The sequence below is a fragment of the Streptomyces spiroverticillatus genome (assembly GCA_014650415.1).
Taxonomy (GTDB): domain Bacteria; phylum Actinomycetota; class Actinomycetes; order Streptomycetales; family Streptomycetaceae; genus Streptomyces; species Streptomyces spiroverticillatus.
Window position 1 is genome coordinate 393,179 of record BMUX01000003.1, and the last position, 17,171, is coordinate 410,349.

Consider the following 17,171-nt stretch of genomic DNA (forward strand, 5'->3'; position numbering starts at 1 on the left):
GCGTATCGGCCCAGTTGAGACACCCCGGGACCGGCAGCCCGGATGGCGGTCCCCAGCGTGCAGTGATCACTCCACGCAATGAAACCACTACTGAAAGTAGCTGAACAGTGGCGGGCCGCTGTCAAGCACCACCGTACGAACTCCACCAGGAACCACTCGGAAGAGAACTTTCGAAAACTCAGAAAGCGAGGGTCGCCATGGGATCGTGGCGCAACTCTGGACGGCGCACGGCGCTGGCGGCGGGAATCAGCCTCGTCCTCGCGGTGTCCGCCGCGGTCCCGGCGATGGCCGAGACCGGTGTCGGCACCGGCAACGGCGCCGGCGCCGGCAAGGAAGGGGTCACGGGTGAGGTCAAGACCGGCCCCGACGCCGGAGTGCGGATCCTTCCGCAGGGCGACAGCGACAACTGGGGCACCCTCGTCGACACCGAGGACTGTGTCCAGGCCGACGCGTGGGTGCTGCGCGGCAAGGGCATCGGCGGCCTGGTCGAGGGCGCGCTGTTCGGCTCGCACTATCCGGCAATGGGCTGGTGGGCCAAGCAGCACACCTTCACGGACAACCTGCTCGACCTCACCATCGGCGGCGTCGGCCTCGGCCGTATCTCCGCCCTGTACTCGCGGGCCCTCGGTCACGCCCACCCGTCCTCGCGCGCGGGCGGCCCGGACGTCCCGGCGCAGGGTCAGGTGTACGCGGACGCGGGCGGCGGCTCGATCGACGTCGGCGTCCCGTACATCGAGAACCCGGTCGGCCGCACCCAGCTCTCGCCGATCGGCGTGCACGTGGACGCCCTCGCGGTGTCGGCCTGGTCGCAGCCCGGCAAGGCGGTGCAGTTCACCGGCGGCGCGGGTTCCGCGCACTTCTCCATCGCGGGCATGCGCCTGATCGACATTCCGGACGCCTGGCCGGTCAACTTCGGCCTGACCCTGCCGCCGAACCTCGCCTCCAGCTTCACGCTGGCCCAGGCGACGACGAACGAGCAGGTCACCACGGACGAGAAGGGCCGGGTCACGGTCAACAAGGACGGGGAGTACGAGTACGACCCCGGTGCGACCAGCGGCTACGTCAACAACATCCATATCAGCGTGCTCGGCACCAACGTCATCGACATCACGCTGAGCCACGCGGCCGTCATCCGCGACCCCAAGCGCACCGACAAGTACGCGAAGAAGGTCACGGCCCTCGGCAACACCTCGCAGCGCAACGCACCGCGCGACGGCTTCTGCGCGCCGTTCGCCCCGCCGGCCCCGTCGGCGAAGGCCGTCGCGGCGAAGTTCCGTCAGCAGGGCAAGAACTGCTGGTAGTTCCGGACGCCGGCCGGCTCCTCCCCGACGGCCACTGGTCGACCCTCCGCCGGCGACTGCTGATCTTTCCCACCGATTGCCGTACGCCCTCCCGGCGTACGGCAATCGGTGCGTCGGGGGTGTGTCGGGGCCGGGGTTGCGGGCGACGGGCGGGGTGGGCGGGGGACGCTCGCGGGAGTCATGTTCCGTTTGTCCGCCCGTGTCCCGGAGGAACCGTCATGTGTCCCGGAGAAGCCGTCCTCTGCCCCGGAGAAGCCCCCACCCCCCGCACCCGCCCGCGCGCCCTCGCCGGCGCCGCGCTGCTGGCCGTCGCCACCCTGGCCGCCGCGGGCTGCGCCTCGGCCACCGTCGACGACAGTCCCGGTGTCAGCGGCCCGTTCGGCAAGAAGCCGGCCATCACCATCCCGGACCTCAAGCCCCCGAAGAAGGCCCGGATGAAGATCCTCCTGGAGGGCAACGGGCCGGTCGTCCGCAAGGGGCAGGTGGCCGTCACCCACGTCGGGATGATGACGTGGGAGAACCGCAAGCCGATGATGAACACCTACGACCTCCAGCAGCCGACCACCGTCGCCTTCGACGGCGAACACGTCGCCCGTACCTGGGACCAGGCCCTCATCGGCCGCAAGGGCGGCAGCCGGGTCCTCATGGTGACGCCCGCGACCAGCGGCTTCGGCCCGCACGGCATGGCCCCGGCGCAGGTGAAGCCGACCGACCACATGGTGCTGGTCTTCGACCTGATCGGCGGTTACGACCCGGCCCAGCAGGTCCCCGCCCCGGCGCCCGGCAGCACGGCAGGTGCGGCGGCCGATGCCGGCGCCCCCGTCATCAAGGTGGCCAAGGGCCAGGAGCCGCAGGTCGAGAAGTGGGGGAGCGACGCCCCGACCGCCTACGCGGCCCGCACCCTGGTCCCCGGCAACGGCGCCGAACTGCGCAAGGGGGACTCGGTGGTGGTGCAGTACACCGGGTGGGAGTGGGGCAAGAAGGACCCGTTCGGCTCGACGTACCGCATCAGCGGGCCCAACGGCTTCACCGTGAACGACAAGGACGCACTGCTCCCCGGCTGGTTCGCCGCGCTCAACGGCGCGAAGGTCGGCAGCCGCATCGCCATCCACGTCCCGGCCAAGCACAAGCCCGGCTTCACGGCCACCTCGGGCGGCGTGATGGCGCCGCGCGACAAGCCGGTCCTGTACGTCCTGGACGTACTGGACCGCCGGGCGGGCTGACCGCCCCCCCCCCCCCCCCCCCGACGTTTCACGTGAAACACCACCGTTTCACGTGAAACACAAGGAACCGCCGGGAGCGAGTCGCTCCCGGCGGTTCCCTCATGCTCTGACGGACAGGATCAGCCCTCGCAACGCATGCCCGCGCGCAGCGACTTGTCCTTCACGTCCTTGATCCACTCACCGCAGTTGGTGTCCTGGCCCGCGGCCGACTTCACCACGACCGTGTCGATGACCCGGCCGTTGTTGTTGTCGTCGCCCTTGGTGTTGCCGTTGGTCCAGCTGTCGATGGAGCCCGCCGCGTCCGCCGCGACATCCGCCTTGATCTTGATCGGCGGGTACGACTTGTCCGCGGCCAGCGCGTCGCCGCCGGTGCCCGGGCGACGGCACGTCACGGTCTGCCCGTCGACCGCACACTTCCAGCCGTCGCCCTCGGCGGCGGTCGGCTTGATGCCCTCGCCGAACTCGCGGACGACCTTGACCTCGGCGTTGGTCGGGCCGCCGTCGGGACCGTTGGCGACCGTCGTCACGAACGCGGCCGGCTTGCCCTTGACGACCTCGCCGTCCGGCTTGGTGTTGACCTGGAGGTCCGGCTCGGCCGGGGCCGCGGCCTCGACCGGGGTCGTGTCCTCGACCTCCTTGCCGGAGTTGTCGCCCTTCGGCGTGGAGGTGGTCGTGGTGCCCTTGACGTCGCCCTTGACGCCGGGCTTGACCGCGACGCCGACGGTGACCGGCTCGTAGCTGTCGCCCGGGTTCAGCGCGTCCTCACCGGCGCCCGCGCGGCTGCACGCCACCTTCTGGCCGTCGATCTTGCACTCCCAGCCATTGCCGTTGGCGGTGACCGGGACGACGCCCTCGGGAAACGTACGGACGACCTCGACCTTGCCGTTGGTGGCGCCCGCGTCCGCCGCGTTGCTGGTGGTCATGGTGTACGAGGCGTTGGTGCCCGCACGGACCTTGTCGGCCGGCTCGACCTTGGTGGTCAGCGCCGGGCCGTCGAACTTGGTGACCTCGAACTCGTTGGTGGTCTCCGGGGCGTCCTTGTCGCCCGGGGTGACCGTCGAGATGACGTCCATCTTGGTGTCGGGCTTCAGGCCCTTGTCGGCCTTCGTCTGGACCAGGATCTTCGGGTACGAGGCACCGGCGGCCAGCGCGTCCTTGTCCTTGCCGGGACGGGTGCAGGTGACCTTCTGGCCCTCGACCTTGCAGTCCCAGCCGTCGCCCTTGGCGGCCGTCGGGGTGACGCCCTTGGGGAAGGTCTGGGTGGTGGTGACCGGACCGTCGGTCGGGCCGCCGTCCTTGGCGTTGGAGGTCGTCAGCGCGAACTCGGCGTCACGGCCGGGGCTCACGGTGCCGGCCGGGGAGACCTCCGTCGTCAGGATCGGGTCCATCGACTCGATCTTGGCGCCCCACAGCTCGTGGATGTTCGTGTAATCACCGGTGCCCGCGGCGAAGCCGAACCGGATCGTCTCCGGCAGCTTCGGCTGGTCCTTGATGCTGGTCAGGTCGACCGGCTCGATGGCCTGCTTGTAGCCCTGGCCGTCGTGGAAGTCGATGCTCACCGTCAGCACGCCCGCGGTCGACAGCTCGACCTTGGCAGTACGGGCGGCCTCCTTGCGGGACTTGGCCTCCGGAACGGAGATCTTCCGCTTCGCCTGGTAGGTGGCGATGAACGGGTTGCCGACACTGCTCGCACCGCGCACGGTGATCGAGTTGTCCTTGCGCTCGGGGATGCCGCCGCGGCCGAAGCGCGGAGTGGCGAAGTTGCCCCACTCGTCGAGGCCGACACCGATGTAACCGCCGACGGTGTTCTGGTACCCGAGACCGCCGCCGAAACCGCCCGCGTCCTTGGGCATCGGAGCACTGCCGTCCAGCAGCATCAGCGAGATGCCGTCGGCCGCGCCCTTCTTGGCCGTCGACGAGTCGTAGCTCGCGAAGTCGACCGTCAGCTTGAGGCCCGACTTGGACGGAATCGGCTCCTTGGTGACGACGAAGCCGTCCTGCTTGGTCTTGTTGGAGGTGAGCCGCAAGGCACCCTCGCCCGCCTTGTCACCCACGGCGTCGGGTCACGCCTTCAGGGGCCCTTCGCGCCGGTGGCCGCCGTCAGACAGGCCCAGCCGCTCGCGTCCGACTCGCCCTTCCAGGCACTGATCCACTCGTCCTCACCGCCGTCGACCGCGGTGCCGGTGAAGCTCTCACCGGCGATCTCGCCCGCCAGGGCGGTCTGAGGAGTCGCGAGGGACAGCCCGAGTGCCACGACGGTGGCGAGGCCGAGCGGGGTGGCGAACCGGGACGACGTCGTGCGCCGCCCTGCCCGCCGTCCGCGAGTGTGTCCGGTGTCCATCATTGTTTGAGTGCCTTTCCTCGGGCTCACCACGCCCTGCCACAGGTCCGATTGATTACCGTGGCTGCATCTTCAAATGCACAAAGTGACCGGTATGTCGATCATCAGAACACCGGGCAGGGCAGGGCGCGAACGGCGAAGCCCAAGCGAGTGACGGCCCTGAACAGGGCCGTCGGGCAGCTCAGCGGCGGGGTGCGGCAAGCCCCAGGAGCCGGTCCTTCAGCGCCGGGAACTGCTCCCTGGTGGCCTCCGGACGCCCCGGTTCCAGCTCCACCACGAGGACCTCCTCACCGGGTCCCGCCTCGGCCAGCACCTCGCCCCACGGGTCGACCACGATGCTGTGCCCGGCCTGCTCGACACCGCCGTGCGTCCCGGCGGTGCCGCAGGCCAGGACGTACGCCTGGTTCTCGACCGCACGGGCCCTGGCCAGCAGGGTCCAGTGTCCCCGCCGCCTGGCCGGCCACCCGGCAGGGATCACGAAGGCGGTGGCGCCGGCGTCGACGAGCCCCCGGAACAGCTCCGGGAAGCGCAGGTCGTAACAGGTCGCCAGCCCCAGCTGCAGCCCGTGCGCGGGCACGGAGACCAGCTCGCCGCCCGCGGCCATCAGCACCGCCTCGCCCTCGTCGAAACCGAAGCGGTGGATCTTCCGGTAGACGGCGGCGAGTCCGCCGTCGGGGGAGAAGACGAGGGAGGTGTTGAAGAGGGGACCGTCGGGGTCCCGCTCGACGAAGGAGCCCGCGTGCAGCCAGACCCCGGCATCCCGCGCGGCCTTCGCCATCACCTCGTACGTCGGACCCTCCAGCGGCTCCGCCTCCTCGGCGAATCCCTCGTACGCCCACGCACCCGTCGGCCAGAGTTCGGGAAGCACCACGAGGTCGCTATCCTGCTGCGCCCTCACCAGTGAAGCGACCCTCTCCCGGCGGGAATTGACCGATTCGTCATCGTTTACGTCGATCTGGAGCAGAGAGGCGCGCACACTACCACCGTCCTGGCATTCGAGCCGTCAACACGGGCCTACGATCGTCACACGAAAGCACTGCCGGGGTGCCTCCGGGCAGCGTAACTTAGCGTCCAAGTCCGCCACCCAGACCGCACCTGCCCGCACGCACGCACGGCAACCCAGCCGCACCGTCCGCGCCGCCGCCACTGAACCGCCCGAGGGGTCCCGTGACCGTCCACCATCCCGCCCTGCAGACCTACGCCGACGCCTGGACGCACTCCATAGAGGCGATATCCGAGCTGGTGAAGCCGCTCGTCGAGGGCGAGTGGAACCGCCGCACGCCCTGCCCCGGCTGGTCGGTGCGCGACCTCGTCTCCCACGTCATCGGCGCGGAGTGCGAGATGCTCGGCGACCCCCGCCCGATCCACACGCTGCCCAGCGACCTCTTCCACATCACCTCCGACCTGGCCCGCTACCTGGAGGTGCAGGTCGACGTCCGCCGCCACCACACGGCGCCGGAGATGACCTCGGAGCTGGAGTACACGATCATCCGCCGCAACCGGCAGCTGCGGAACGAGACCCGGACCCCCGACACCCTGGTCCGCTCGCCGCTCTCCGGCCGCGAGATCCCGCTCGAAACGGCCCTGCGTATGCGGGCGTTCGACGTGTGGGTGCACGAGCAGGACCTGCGCACCACCTTCCACCAGCCCGGCAACCTGGACTCCCCCGGCGCCTACGTCACCCGGGACTTCCTGCTGGGCGCCCTGCCCAAGGTCGTCGCCAAGGAAGCGGGCGCACCCCCGAACTCGGCGGTCGTCTTCGACGTGCACGGCCCGGTCGAGTTCCTGCGCACGGTCCGCGTCGACGCCCAGGGCCTCGGCACCATCGACGGCACCCCCTCGCTGGGTCCGCTGGTGACGATCGCCCTGGACTGGGAGACGTACTACCGGCTGGCCTGCGGGCGGGTGCGGTACGCGGCGGTGGCCGACCTCGTGAAGATCGAGGGCGACGAGGACCTGGCGCACGAGATCCTGCGGAACTTCGCGGTCACGCCGTAGCGGCAGCCCAAGCCGTGGCCGTAGCCGACGGGATGTTTCACGTGAAACACGCGCGCGTCGGGACCTTCTACACAGGCACGTGCACGGCCTCGACCCTGCTCGCCACCAGGTGCTCCCGCTCGCGTCGCACCGTCCGCGTGCGCAGCCGCAGGATCTGGGTCAGGCCCACCGCCTCCAGCACGAACACCGAGGCGAACGCGATCCGGTAGTTGTCGCCGGTCGCGTCCAGCAGCACGCCCACCGCGAGCAGGGTGGTCATGGAGGCGATGAAGCCCCCCATGTTCACGATGCCCGAGGCCGTGCCCTGCCGCTCCGGCGGGTTCGCGGGCCGCGCGAAGTCGAAGCCGATCATCGAGGCGGGCCCGCACGCCCCGAGCACCACGCACAGGGTCACCAGCAGCCACACCGGCACATGTTCGCCGGGGTACGCGATCGTGGCGCCCCACAGCAGGGCGGTCGCCGCCACCGTGCCGAGCGCCAGCGGCACCCGCGCCGCGTGGTGCCGGCCGATGACCTGCCCGTACACGAGCCCGATCGCCATGTTGGAGAGCACCACCAGCGTCAAAAGCTCACCGGCCGTCGCCCGCGACATGCCCTGTGCCTCCACGAGGAACGGCATCCCCCACAGCAGCAGGAAGACCATCGCCGGGAACTGCGTCGTGAAGTGCACCCACATCCCGAGACGGGTGCCGGGCTCGCGCCACGCGGCCGCGATCTGCTGCCGTACGAACGAAGGCCCCCCCTTCACTGCGGGCGGCGGCTCGTGCCCCTCGGGGTGGTCCTTCAGGAAGAGCAGGGTCAGTACGAGGACGACGACACCGGCCGCCGCACTGCCGACGAAGGTCGCCGTCCAGCCGTACCCGTGCAGCGCCCGCGCGATCACCAGTGTCGAGACGAGGTTGCCTGCCATCCCGAACAGGGCGGCGACCTGCGCGATCATCGGCCCGCGCCGGGCCGGGAACCAGCGGGTGCCCAGCCGCAGCACGCTGATGAAGGTCATCGCGTCGCCGCAGCCGAGCAGCGCGCGGGAGAGCAGTGCCATGCCGTACGTCGGCGAGAGCGCGAAGCCCACCTGGCCGAGCGTGAACAGCACCGCGCCGATGAGCAGCACCTTCTTGGTGCCGAGCCGGTCGACCAGCAGGCCGACGGGTATCTGCATGCCCGCGTACACGAGCAGTTGGAGGATGGAGAAGGTGGACAGCGCGGAGGCGTTGACCTGGAAGCGGTCGGCGGCGTCCAGGCCCGCGACGCCCAGGCTGGTGCGGAAGATGACCGCGACGAAGTAGACGGCGACGCCGATCGACCACACCGCCATGGCCTTGCGGCCGCCGGGCGGGTCACCGTGCACGGCCTGTGCTGACGGCTTCATCGGTCGTCCCCCCTGACCAGCGTCTTCACGCGGCTGACATGGCGGCGCACGCAGGCCGCCGCGGCATCGGCGTCACCGGCCCGGATGGCTTCCAGCATCTCGGCGTGCTCGGTGATGTTGAGCGCGATGCGGTCCGGGTGGGCCTCCATCACGGCCACCCCCATCCGCAGCTGGCGGTCGCGCATCTGGTCGTAGAGGCGGGAGAGGATCTGGTTCCCGGCGTTGCGGACGATCTCGGCGTGGAAACAGCGGTCGGTGACGGCGACCTCCGCCAGGTCGCCCGCGAGCGCCAGGGTCCGCTGCTCGTCGAGCAGTTCCTCCAGGCGCTCGATCAGCCGGGGGGAGGCCGGGATCGCCTTGCGTACGGCGAACTCCTCGACCAGCAGCCGCGTCTCGACCACGTCGGCGATCTCCTGCGCGGAGACCGCGAGCACCAGGGCGCCCTTCTTCGGGTAGAGCTTGATGAGCCCCTCGACCTCAAGACGCAGCAGTGCCTCGCGCACCGGGGTGCGGGAGACTCCGACGGCTTCGGCGAGGTGTCCCTCGGTGAGGAGCGTCCCGCCCTCGTAGCTGCGGTCGAGCACCCCCCTCTTGATGTGGTCGTAGACACGTTCGGCGGCGGGGGGTGCGGCTGGCATGCGCACAGCTTAGATACAACAGGTGTACAAGAGGAAGGCCCGTCCGCGATGCGGACGGGCCCCTCTGCGACCTGCGGTTACGCCCAGGTGATCAGACGCTTCGGGTGCTCCAGGATCGCGGCCGTGTCGGCCAGGACCTTGGACCCGAGTTCGCCGTCGACCAAGCGGTGGTCGAAGGACAGCGCCAGCGTGGTGACCTGGCGGGCCTTGACCTTGCCCTTGTGAACCCAGGGCTGGAGCTTGATCGCACCGACCGCGAGGATCGCGGACTCACCCGGGTTCAGGATCGGGGTGCCGGTGTCGACGCCGAAGACGCCGACGTTGGTGATGGTCACCGTGCCGCCCTGCATGGCCGCCGGAGAGGTCTTGCCCTCACGGGCGACCGACACCAAGTCACCCAAAGCGGACGCCAGTTCGGGCAGGGTCTTGGCGTGGGCGTCCTTGATGTTCGGGACGATCAACCCGCGCGGGGTGGCCGCCGCGATGCCCAGGTTCACGTACTCCTTCTCCACGATGACCTGGTTCTCCTCGTCCCAGGCGGCGTTGACGCCCGGGTTGCGCTTGATGGCGACGAGGAGGGCCTTGGCGATGAGCAGGAGCGGGTTGACCCGCAGCCCCGCCATGTCCGGGTCCGACTTGAGGTCGGCGACCAGCTTCATGGTGCGGGTCACGTCGAGGGTGATGAACTCGGTGACGTGCGGGGCGGTGAAGGCGCTCTTCACCATGGCGGCGGCGGTGGCCTTGCGGACGCCCTTGATCGGGATGACCTTCTCGCGGGAAGCGGGTGCCGTCGTGTCGATCCCGGCGAAGCCCACCACGGTGCCCGGGGCCTCGACGACCGTTTCACGTGAAACATCCGGCTCGGCGGCCGGAGCCGCCGCCGCGTGCACGTCCTCGCGTGTGATGACGCCGTTGGCACCGGTCGGCGTGACCGTCGCGAGGTCGATGCCGAGGTCCTTGGCCAGCTTGCGGACCGGCGGCTTGGCGAGGGGGCGCGTGCGCTCCTCGACGGCCTCGACCGACGTCGACGTGCCGTTCAACTCGGCCTGGACGGCGGCGGAGTAGGCCGCCTTCTCCGGTGCCGGGGTGTCCGCCTTGCGGGCCCGGCGCTTGGTGGAGGACTCGGCGACGCCGTACCCGACCAGGACCGGCTGGCGGCCCTTGGGCGCCTCGTCCTCCTCCGGCTCCGCCACGGGAGCGGGAGCCGGAGCAGCGGCGGGCGCCTCCGGAGCAGCCGTTCCCGGCGCCACGTCGACCACGATGATCGAGGTGCCGACGTCGACCGTCACACCTTCCTCGAAGCGGAGCTCGTGCACCACGCCGTCGTACGGGATGGGCAGTTCGACGGCCGCCTTCGCCGTCTCGACCTCGCACACGACCTGGCCGTCGGTGACGGTGTCGCCGGGCTGGACGTACCACTTGAGGATCTCGGCCTCGGTGAGGCCCTCGCCCACGTCGGGGAGCTTGAACTCGCGGTAGCGGGAAGCGTTCTGCGTCGTAGTCATGTCAGTCGGCCCCTTAGTACGCGAGCGAGCGGTCGACGGCGTCGAGCACCCGGTCCAGACCCGGCAGGTACTCCTCCTCCAGGCGCGCCGGCGGATACGGCGCGTGGTACCCGCCGACCCTCAGCACCGGTGCCTCCAGGTGGTAGAAGCAGCGCTCGGTGATGCGGGCGGCGATCTCCGCGCCCGCGCCGTAGAAGACCGGCGCCTCGTGCACGACGACCAGGCGGCGGGTCTTCTCGACCGAGGTCTGGATGGCGTCGAAGTCGATCGGGGACATCGAGCGCAGGTCCACGACCTCCACCGACTTGCCCTCCTCGGCGGCCGCTGCGGCCGCCTCGACGCAGACCTTCACCATCGGGCCGTACGCGGCGAGCGTCAGGTCCGTGCCCTCCCGAGCGACACGGGCCTTGTGCAGCGGCGCGGGGATGGCGTCGGTGTCGACCTCGCCCTTGTCCCAGTAGCGGCGCTTGGGCTCGAAGAAGATCACCGGGTCGTCGCCCTGGATGGCCTGCTGCATCATCCAGTACGCGTCGGACGCGTTGGACGGCGAGACGATCTTCAGACCCGCGACGTGCGCGAACAGCGCCTCGGGCGACTCGCTGTGGTGCTCGACCGCGCCGATGCCGCCGCCGTACGGAATGCGGATGACGACCGGCAGCTTGATCTTGCCGAGCGAGCGGGCGTGCATCTTCGCGAGCTGCGTGACGATCTGGTCGTACGCCGGGAAGACGAAGCCGTCGAACTGGATCTCCACGACGGGCCGGTAGCCGCGCAGGGCCAGGCCGATCGCGGTGCCGACGATGCCGGACTCGGCGAGCGGGGTGTCGATGACCCGGCCCTCGCCGAAGTCCTTGAACAGGCCGTCGGTGACCCGGAAGACACCGCCGAGCTTGCCGACGTCCTCGCCCATGATGAGGACCTTGGGGTCGTTCTCCAGCGCCGTGCGGAGCGACTCGTTGATCGCCTTGGCGATCGGAAGCTTCTTGACTGCCATGGCTTACTTGCCCTCCTCGGCGAACGACGCCTGGTAGGCGGCGAACTGCGCGCGCTCCTCGTCGACGAGCGCGTGCCCGTCCGCGTAGACGTTCTCGAAGATCGCCATGGTGTCCGGGTCGGGCATCGAGCGCACCGCCTCGCGGACGCGCTTGCCGAGCGCCTCGCTCTCGGCCTCCAGCTCCTCGAAGAAGGCCGGCTCGGCCAGGCCCTGCTTCTCCAGGTACGTACGGACGCGCAGGATCGGGTCCTTCGCCTCCCACGCCTCACGCTCCTCGTCGGCCCGGTACTTCGTCGGGTCGTCGGAAGTGGTGTGCGCGCCCATCCGGTAGGTGAACGCCTCGATCAGCATGGGGCCCTGACCGCTGCGGGCACGCTCCAGCGCGGCCTTGGTGACGGCCAGACAGGCCAGCACGTCGTTGCCGTCGACACGGACGCCCGGGAAGCCGAAGCCCTGGGCGCGCTGGTAGAGCGGCACCCGCATCTGCTTCTCGGTGGGCTCGGAGATCGCCCACTGGTTGTTCTGGCAGAAGAAGACCACCGGGGCGTTGTAGACCGCGGAGAAGGTGAACGACTCGGCGACGTCGCCCTGCGAGGACGCGCCGTCGCCGAAGTACGCGATCACGGCCGAGTCCGCACCGTCCTTGGCGACGCCCATGGCGTAGCCGGTGGCGTGCAGGGTCTGCGAGCCGATGACGATCGTGTACAGGTGGAAGTTGTTGCTGTTGGGGTCCCAGCCGCCGTGGTTGACGCCCCGGAACATGCCCAGCAGGTTCGTCGGGTCGACGCCGCGGCACCAGGCCACGCCGTGCTCGCGGTAGGTCGGGAAGACGTAGTCGTCGTCCCGCAGTGCGCGCCCGGAGCCGATCTGCGCGGCCTCCTGGCCGAGCAGCGAGGCCCAGAGGCCCAGCTCGCCCTGACGCTGGAGCGAGGTCGCCTCCGCGTCGAAGCGGCGGGTGAGGACCATGTCCCGGTACAGCCCGCGCAGCTCGTCGGCCGACAGGTCGATCTCGTAGTCCGGGTGCGTGACCCGCTCGCCCTCGGGCGTCAGCAGCTGTACGAGCTGCGGCTCGTCGGCGGCCGTCGCGGGGGTCTTCTTGGCGCTGGCGCGCTTGGTGCCTGCTCCGCTGCTGCGTCGCGGTTTACGCGCGGCAGTGCTCTCCACGGTCACGTGCGTGCTCCTCCGTCGGTCCGGCCCCCGGGGTCTGCCGGGAAACCAGTGCGGCTCGCCCTGAATCCGTACCCGCGCACGGGGTGGGTGCGGCTCGGCCGGGACAGGGCGTGACAGGTGCCCCGGCGAGCGCCCTGTCAAAAGAACGTTACCCAGTGCTTCGCATAACTGCGAAACCCCATTTGACCTGCGATTTTGCTTGGATTTCCAAGTAAATCGAAGAATGCGGGAACAACCACTGGTCAGAGCCTTGCGGGCCGCCGGAACAGGGGAACGTTATCCCGGTCACCTCGGGCACGGGAAGAGTTCGTATGTGAGGATGGCGGCGTGCGCGAATCAGGCAAAATCACCGTTTTCCTCGTCGATGACCACGAAGTAGTCCGCAGAGGTGTTCATGAATTGCTCTCCGTCGAGGACGACATCGAGGTTGTCGGAGAAGCCGGTACGGCGGCAGATGCCCTGGTCAGGATCCCTGCGACCCGTCCCGATGTAGCTGTGCTGGACGTCCGGCTGCCGGACGGGAGCGGTGTGGAGGTCTGCCGCGAAGTCCGTTCGCAGAACGAGGACATCAAATGCCTGATGCTCACCTCGTTCGCCGACGACGAGGCCCTTTTCGACGCGATCATGGCCGGTGCGTCCGGCTATGTCCTCAAGGCGATCCGCGGCAGTGAACTCCTGTCCGCGGTACGGGACGTGGCCGCCGGCAAGTCCCTGCTCGACCCGGTCGCGACCGCCCGCGTCCTGGAGCGGCTGCGGGCGGGCAACAGCGCCAAGGGCGACCAGCGGCTGGCCAACCTCACCGAGCAGGAGCGGAAGATCCTCGACCTGATCGGCGAGGGCCTCACCAACCGCGTGATCGGCGAGCGCCTCCACCTGGCCGAGAAGACGATCAAGAACTACGTCTCCAGTCTGCTCTCCAAGCTCGGCATGGAACGCCGCTCGCAGGCCGCCGCTTACGTCGCCCGGATGCAGGCCGAAGAACGGCGCTGACCTGCTGGAAAGCACCGCCCCAAGCACCCCCCTAGGCCCCCTGATCAGGCACTTTGTGACTTTTCTCGGGACCTAGGTCTCTTTTGGCGGCCACCGGCCATCGCGCACAGTGAAGACATGCCCACTTCCGAGCGCTTCCGCGCGATGCAGCTGCTGACCTCCGTCCCGTACGGCCGGGTCGCCACCAGCATGCGTGCGCTGCCGTTCCTCGCCGTCGCCCGCCACGTGGTGACCGACGGCGCGGTCCTGCTGCGGATGCACGCCGGTTACGGCTACCACCAGGCCTGCAACGGCAGTGTCGTGGCGTACGAGACCGACAACTTCAACTCCGGCGACGTGCTGCTGTGGTCCGTGCAGGCCACCGGCGAGGCCCGGGTGATCGAGCCGACCGAGGCCCATCGGGAGCTCTTCGGCCCCGGGCCGACCGAGGTCGAGGGCGAGCCCTTCGACCCCGTGTACATGCGGATCGACCCGCAGTTCTTCCTGGTCCACACCCTGCGCGACGTCCGCGAGCGCACCCTTCAGCACGCAGGGTGAGGCCACGTAACCTGTCGTGATCTAACATCTGCCGGGTGCCGCGCTCATCTGTATCCGCAGAACCCGCCGAACCCGCCGAACCCGCTGAATCCATCGCGTCCATCGCGTCCATCGCGTCCGCCGTATCCGTCGCGTCGGCCGCATCCGTCGCGTCCGTCGGCGTTTCACGTGAAACATCCGCACCCGCCCCGCCCCTCGGCAGCCTGCTGCGCCGGTACGCGTTCCTGGGCGAGCCGGTGTCCTGCGAGCCCGTCGCCCAGGGCCTGCTGAACCACGGTTTCCGGCTGACCACCACCCGCGGCGACTTCTTCCTCAAGCACCACCTCGACGGCGACCGCACCGCCATCGCCCGCCAGCACGGCGCCACCCAGCGCCTGGCCGCCCTCGGCGTCCCCGTCGCCCCGCCGCTGCCCGGCACCGACGGCGACACCGTCGCGGTGGTCGGCGGACGCTGCTACGCCCTGCACCCCTGGATCGACGGCAGCCACCGGGACGGCGCCCAGCTCACCGAGGCCGAGTCGCTGCGTCTGGGCGCCCTGCTGGGCGTCGTGCACACCTGCCTGGACCAGGTCATGGAGTCGGCCGCCGGACGCGACGGCGGGCAGCTCAGCGCCGATCCGCGCGACAGCTTCGAGACCATCGACGAACTGCTGCTGCTGGCCCGCAGGAGGCACCCCAGGGACGCCTTCGACGTCCTGGCCGAACACCGCCTCCTGGAGCGCCGCACGCTCCTGGAGCGGCACGCACACCGCCGCCCGCCCGCCGGGGCCGAGCCGACCGCCGGGTGGGTGCACGGCGACTTCCACCCGCTGAACCTGCTCTACCGGGGCGCCGAACCCGCCGCGATCGTCGACTGGGACCGGCTCGCGGTGCAGCCCCGCGCCGAGGAAGCGGTCCGTGCGGCCGCCATCTTCTTCGTACGGCCGGACGGCGAGCTGGAACTGACCAAGGCCCGCGCGTACGCACGGGCCTACCGGCGCACCACGGGGGCGGGGGAGGCCGAACTGGCCGCCGCCGTGCACCGGGTGTGGTGGGAGCGGCTGAACGACTTCTGGATACTGCGCTGGCGCTACCAGCTGCACGACCGAAGGGCCGACCCGCAGTTTCCTGCGGCGTCGGCCCTGGCGGTCTGGTGGACCAAGGAGTACGAAGCCGTGCTGGACGCCTTCGCGGGGTAGCCGTTAGGGCTTGGTGCCCGCCGTGTCGGTGCCCTGGGCGGCACCGGCGTTGGCGTTCCCGGCCGGGTTGCCGCCCGGCTGGCCCTCGGTGGTCCCCTGGGTGGTGCCCTGGTTCGTGCCCTGGTTGGCGTTGCCGTCGGTGGTGCCCTGGTTGGCGTTGCCGTCGGTGGTGCCCTCGGTGGTGCCCTGGTTCGTGCCCTGGTTGGCGTTGCCGTCGGTGGTGCCCTGGTTGGCGTTGCCGTCGGTGGTGCCCTCGGTGGTGCCCTGGTTGGCGGTGCCACCGGTGGCCGGAGGCTTCGTCGGGTCTTCCTTCGGCGGCTTCGTCTCGGTCTTCGGCGGCGACTTCTTCGGCGGCGGGGGCAGCTTGTTGCCGCCGTCGGTGCCGCCGTTGGTGGAGGAGCTGCCGTTCTCGCTGCTGCCGCCGGAGGTTTCCTCGTCGTCGGGGGAGTCCTCGTCGGTCGGGGTGGCGCCGGGAGTGCTCGGGCCGGTGGTGTGCACCGGCGGCTTCTCTTCCTTCTTCCCGCCGAAGAAGTCGTTCGCGTACGCCACACCGCCCGCGATCGCCAGGACCGCGATCAACGCGAAGATCCAGATCTTGGCGCGGCTGGGACGGTCGTCGTACCCGTCGTCGTACGCCCCGTCGTGCGGGTTCTGCGGGGGCAGCATCGCGCCGCCCGGACGGAACTGCGAGGTGTCGCCGTGCGTCGGGTGCCCCATGGCGGCCGTCGTCGCGACACCGTGCGCCGGGGTGTAGCCCGACTCGTGCATCTCGACGGGGCCGGTGTTCCAGGTGCCCGTGTGGCTGCCCTGCTGCTGGAGCATCTGGAGCCCGTACTGCACCAGACCGCGCATCTCCTCCGCGCTCTGGAACCGGTCGTCCGGGTCCTTGGCGAGGGCGCGCATGGCGAGGCCGTCCAGCTCCGGCGGGGCCACGTCCGACATCTCGGACGGCGGCACCGGGAGGTCCTGGACGTGCTGGTAGACCACCGACAGCGGCGTCTCGCCCATGAACGGGGGCCGCAGCGCGAGCAGTTCGTACAGCAGGCAGCCCGTGGCGTACAGGTCGGAGCGGTGGTCGACGGCCTTGCCGAGCGCCTGCTCCGGGGAGAGGTACTGCGGGGTGCCCATGACCATGCCGGTCTGCGTCATCGTCGACTGCACGCCGTGCAGGGCGCGCGCGATGCCGAAGTCCATCACCTTGACCGCGCCGCCGTGCGTGATGATCACGTTCGCGGGCTTGATGTCGCGGTGCACGATGCCGTGCTGGTGGCTGTACGCGAGGGCCTCCAGCACGCCGGAGACGATGATCAGCGCCTGCTCCGGGCCCGGGGCCTCGGCGTTGAGCAGCAGGTCGCGGATGGTGTTGCCCTCGACGAGCTCCATCACGATGTACGGGACGAGGTTGCCGCCGATGCGGTCCTCGCCCGAGTCGTACACGGCCACCACGGCATGGTGGTTGAGGCCGGCGACGGACTGCGCCTCACGCGTGAAGCGCGCCTTGGCGACCGGGTCCTCGGCGAGGTCGGAACGCAGCAGCTTCACCGCGACCTGGCGGCCCAGCCGCACGTCCTCCGCGGCGAAGACCTCGGCCATGCCGCCGCGGCCGAGACGATGGGTCAGCCGGTAGCGACCATCGCCGACAAGTCCGCCCATACCGAACGATTCCGGCAGGTCAGACACTCCACCGCCGGTGTCCTCGGGTTCGGGTGCCATCAGTCCTCGCCGTCATCATCTGTCCGCGCCCGCGGGTCCGTACGGTCCGGAAACCGACGGTTCGTAAGCCCGCGTCGCGGTGGTTCACAGGGTTCTCCGCCACGTCACGCTACAGCCTCATGCGTGGCCCCTCTGCTATCAGATGGACCTGCCATCAAAACCGTTGCGCCTGTACCCGTGCAAATTACCCACCCTTCGGGGTCGCGCGGATAAC

The 17,171-nt window shown here is 70.0% G+C and carries 15 protein-coding genes; 6 read left to right on the forward strand and 9 right to left on the reverse strand.

Features of this window, described 5'->3' with window-relative positions; translation table 11 throughout:
* Positions 1-197: 197 nt before the first annotated feature.
* Positions 198-1,301, forward strand: coding sequence for a hypothetical protein (locus tag IE269_RS09930; protein WP_189822453.1), 1,104 nt, complete (start codon positions 198-200; stop codon positions 1,299-1,301).
* A gap of 218 nt (positions 1,302-1,519) precedes the next feature.
* Positions 1,520-2,524: an FKBP-type peptidyl-prolyl cis-trans isomerase gene (locus tag IE269_RS09935; RefSeq protein WP_189822454.1), complete on the forward strand. Its 1,005-nt coding sequence runs from the start codon at positions 1,520-1,522 to the stop codon at positions 2,522-2,524.
* A gap of 119 nt (positions 2,525-2,643) precedes the next feature.
* Here IE269_RS09935 and IE269_RS09940 read toward each other — a convergent pair whose 3' ends face one another.
* The 3 genes from IE269_RS09940 to IE269_RS09950 form a co-directional block, all read right to left on the reverse strand.
* Entirely contained in the window at positions 2,644-4,578 is a 1,935-nt protein-coding gene (locus IE269_RS09940; RefSeq protein WP_189822455.1) for an L-type lectin family protein, read from the reverse strand.
* Positions 4,579-4,595: 17 nt separating this feature from the next.
* On the reverse strand, positions 4,596-4,868 hold the full coding sequence (locus tag IE269_RS09945; RefSeq protein ID WP_189822456.1) for a hypothetical protein: 273 nt from the start codon (positions 4,866-4,868) through the stop codon (positions 4,596-4,598).
* 178 nt (positions 4,869-5,046) lie between these two features.
* A complete protein-coding gene (locus tag IE269_RS09950; protein ID WP_189822457.1) occupies positions 5,047-5,841 on the reverse strand; it encodes a carbon-nitrogen family hydrolase in 795 nt (264 codons plus the stop codon).
* Positions 5,842-6,032: 191 nt separating this feature from the next.
* Between IE269_RS09950 and IE269_RS09955 the strand changes: the two genes are divergently transcribed.
* Positions 6,033-6,863: a maleylpyruvate isomerase family mycothiol-dependent enzyme gene (locus tag IE269_RS09955; protein WP_189822458.1), complete on the forward strand. Its 831-nt coding sequence runs from the start codon at positions 6,033-6,035 to the stop codon at positions 6,861-6,863.
* 67 nt (positions 6,864-6,930) lie between these two features.
* Here IE269_RS09955 and IE269_RS09960 read toward each other — a convergent pair whose 3' ends face one another.
* The 5 genes from IE269_RS09960 to pdhA all read right to left on the reverse strand — a co-directional run bounded on the left by IE269_RS09960 (position 6,931) and on the right by pdhA (position 12,539).
* Positions 6,931-8,232, reverse strand: coding sequence for an MFS transporter (locus IE269_RS09960; protein ID WP_189822459.1), 1,302 nt, complete (start codon positions 8,230-8,232; stop codon positions 6,931-6,933).
* On the reverse strand, positions 8,229-8,870 hold the full coding sequence (locus IE269_RS09965) for a GntR family transcriptional regulator (RefSeq protein ID WP_189822460.1): 642 nt from the start codon (positions 8,868-8,870) through the stop codon (positions 8,229-8,231). Before IE269_RS09965 ends, IE269_RS09960 begins: the two co-directional genes overlap by 4 nt.
* Before the next feature lie 77 nt (positions 8,871-8,947).
* Positions 8,948-10,375, reverse strand: a complete 1,428-nt coding sequence (locus tag IE269_RS09970) for a dihydrolipoamide acetyltransferase family protein (protein ID WP_189822461.1) — start codon at positions 10,373-10,375, stop codon at positions 8,948-8,950.
* A 13-nt stretch (positions 10,376-10,388) separates the two neighbouring features.
* Positions 10,389-11,369, reverse strand: a complete 981-nt coding sequence (locus IE269_RS09975) for an alpha-ketoacid dehydrogenase subunit beta (RefSeq protein WP_189822462.1) — start codon at positions 11,367-11,369, stop codon at positions 10,389-10,391.
* Positions 11,370-11,372: 3 nt separating this feature from the next.
* Complete coding sequence (pdhA, locus tag IE269_RS09980; RefSeq protein ID WP_189822463.1) at positions 11,373-12,539, reverse strand: pyruvate dehydrogenase (acetyl-transferring) E1 component subunit alpha; 1,167 nt, start codon at positions 12,537-12,539, stop codon at positions 11,373-11,375.
* 327 nt (positions 12,540-12,866) lie between these two features.
* Here pdhA and IE269_RS09985 point away from each other — a divergent pair, with 327 nt between their 5' ends.
* From IE269_RS09985 to IE269_RS09995, 3 genes are all read left to right on the forward strand, one after another.
* Positions 12,867-13,529 carry a response regulator gene (locus tag IE269_RS09985; protein WP_189822464.1) on the forward strand — a complete coding sequence of 221 codons (663 nt, stop codon included), beginning with the start codon at positions 12,867-12,869 and terminating at the stop codon, positions 13,527-13,529.
* A gap of 117 nt (positions 13,530-13,646) precedes the next feature.
* Positions 13,647-14,066: a pyridoxamine 5'-phosphate oxidase family protein gene (locus IE269_RS09990; protein WP_189822465.1), complete on the forward strand. Its 420-nt coding sequence runs from the start codon at positions 13,647-13,649 to the stop codon at positions 14,064-14,066.
* Between the two features lie 203 nt (positions 14,067-14,269).
* On the forward strand, positions 14,270-15,244 hold the full coding sequence (locus tag IE269_RS09995; RefSeq protein WP_229897550.1) for a phosphotransferase: 975 nt from the start codon (positions 14,270-14,272) through the stop codon (positions 15,242-15,244).
* A 3-nt stretch (positions 15,245-15,247) separates the two neighbouring features.
* Here the strand turns inward: IE269_RS09995 and IE269_RS10000 are convergent, their stop codons facing one another.
* A complete protein-coding gene (locus IE269_RS10000) occupies positions 15,248-16,957 on the reverse strand; it encodes a protein kinase domain-containing protein (protein ID WP_189822466.1) in 1,710 nt (569 codons plus the stop codon).
* Positions 16,958-17,171: the final 214 nt, after the last annotated feature.

Bases quoted from the DNA above. Each gene is read 5' to 3' on its own strand.
- IE269_RS09930 (WP_189822453.1), top strand. From the start codon at position 198: ATGGGATCGTGGCGCAACTCTGGACGGCGCACGGCGCTGGCGGCGGGA.
- IE269_RS09935 (WP_189822454.1), top strand. From the start codon at position 1,520: ATGTGTCCCGGAGAAGCCGTCCTCTGCCCCGGAGAAGCCCCCACCCCC.
- IE269_RS09945 (WP_189822456.1), bottom strand. From the start codon at position 4,868: ATGATGGACACCGGACACACTCGCGGACGGCGGGCAGGGCGGCGCACG.
- IE269_RS09960 (WP_189822459.1), bottom strand. From the start codon at position 8,232: ATGAAGCCGTCAGCACAGGCCGTGCACGGTGACCCGCCCGGCGGCCGC.
- IE269_RS09965 (WP_189822460.1), bottom strand. From the start codon at position 8,870: ATGCCAGCCGCACCCCCCGCCGCCGAACGTGTCTACGACCACATCAAG.
- IE269_RS09970 (WP_189822461.1), bottom strand. From the start codon at position 10,375: ATGACTACGACGCAGAACGCTTCCCGCTACCGCGAGTTCAAGCTCCCC.
- IE269_RS09975 (WP_189822462.1), bottom strand. From the start codon at position 11,369: ATGGCAGTCAAGAAGCTTCCGATCGCCAAGGCGATCAACGAGTCGCTC.
- IE269_RS09990 (WP_189822465.1), top strand. From the start codon at position 13,647: ATGCCCACTTCCGAGCGCTTCCGCGCGATGCAGCTGCTGACCTCCGTC.
- IE269_RS10000 (WP_189822466.1), bottom strand. From the start codon at position 16,957: ATGGCACCCGAACCCGAGGACACCGGCGGTGGAGTGTCTGACCTGCCG.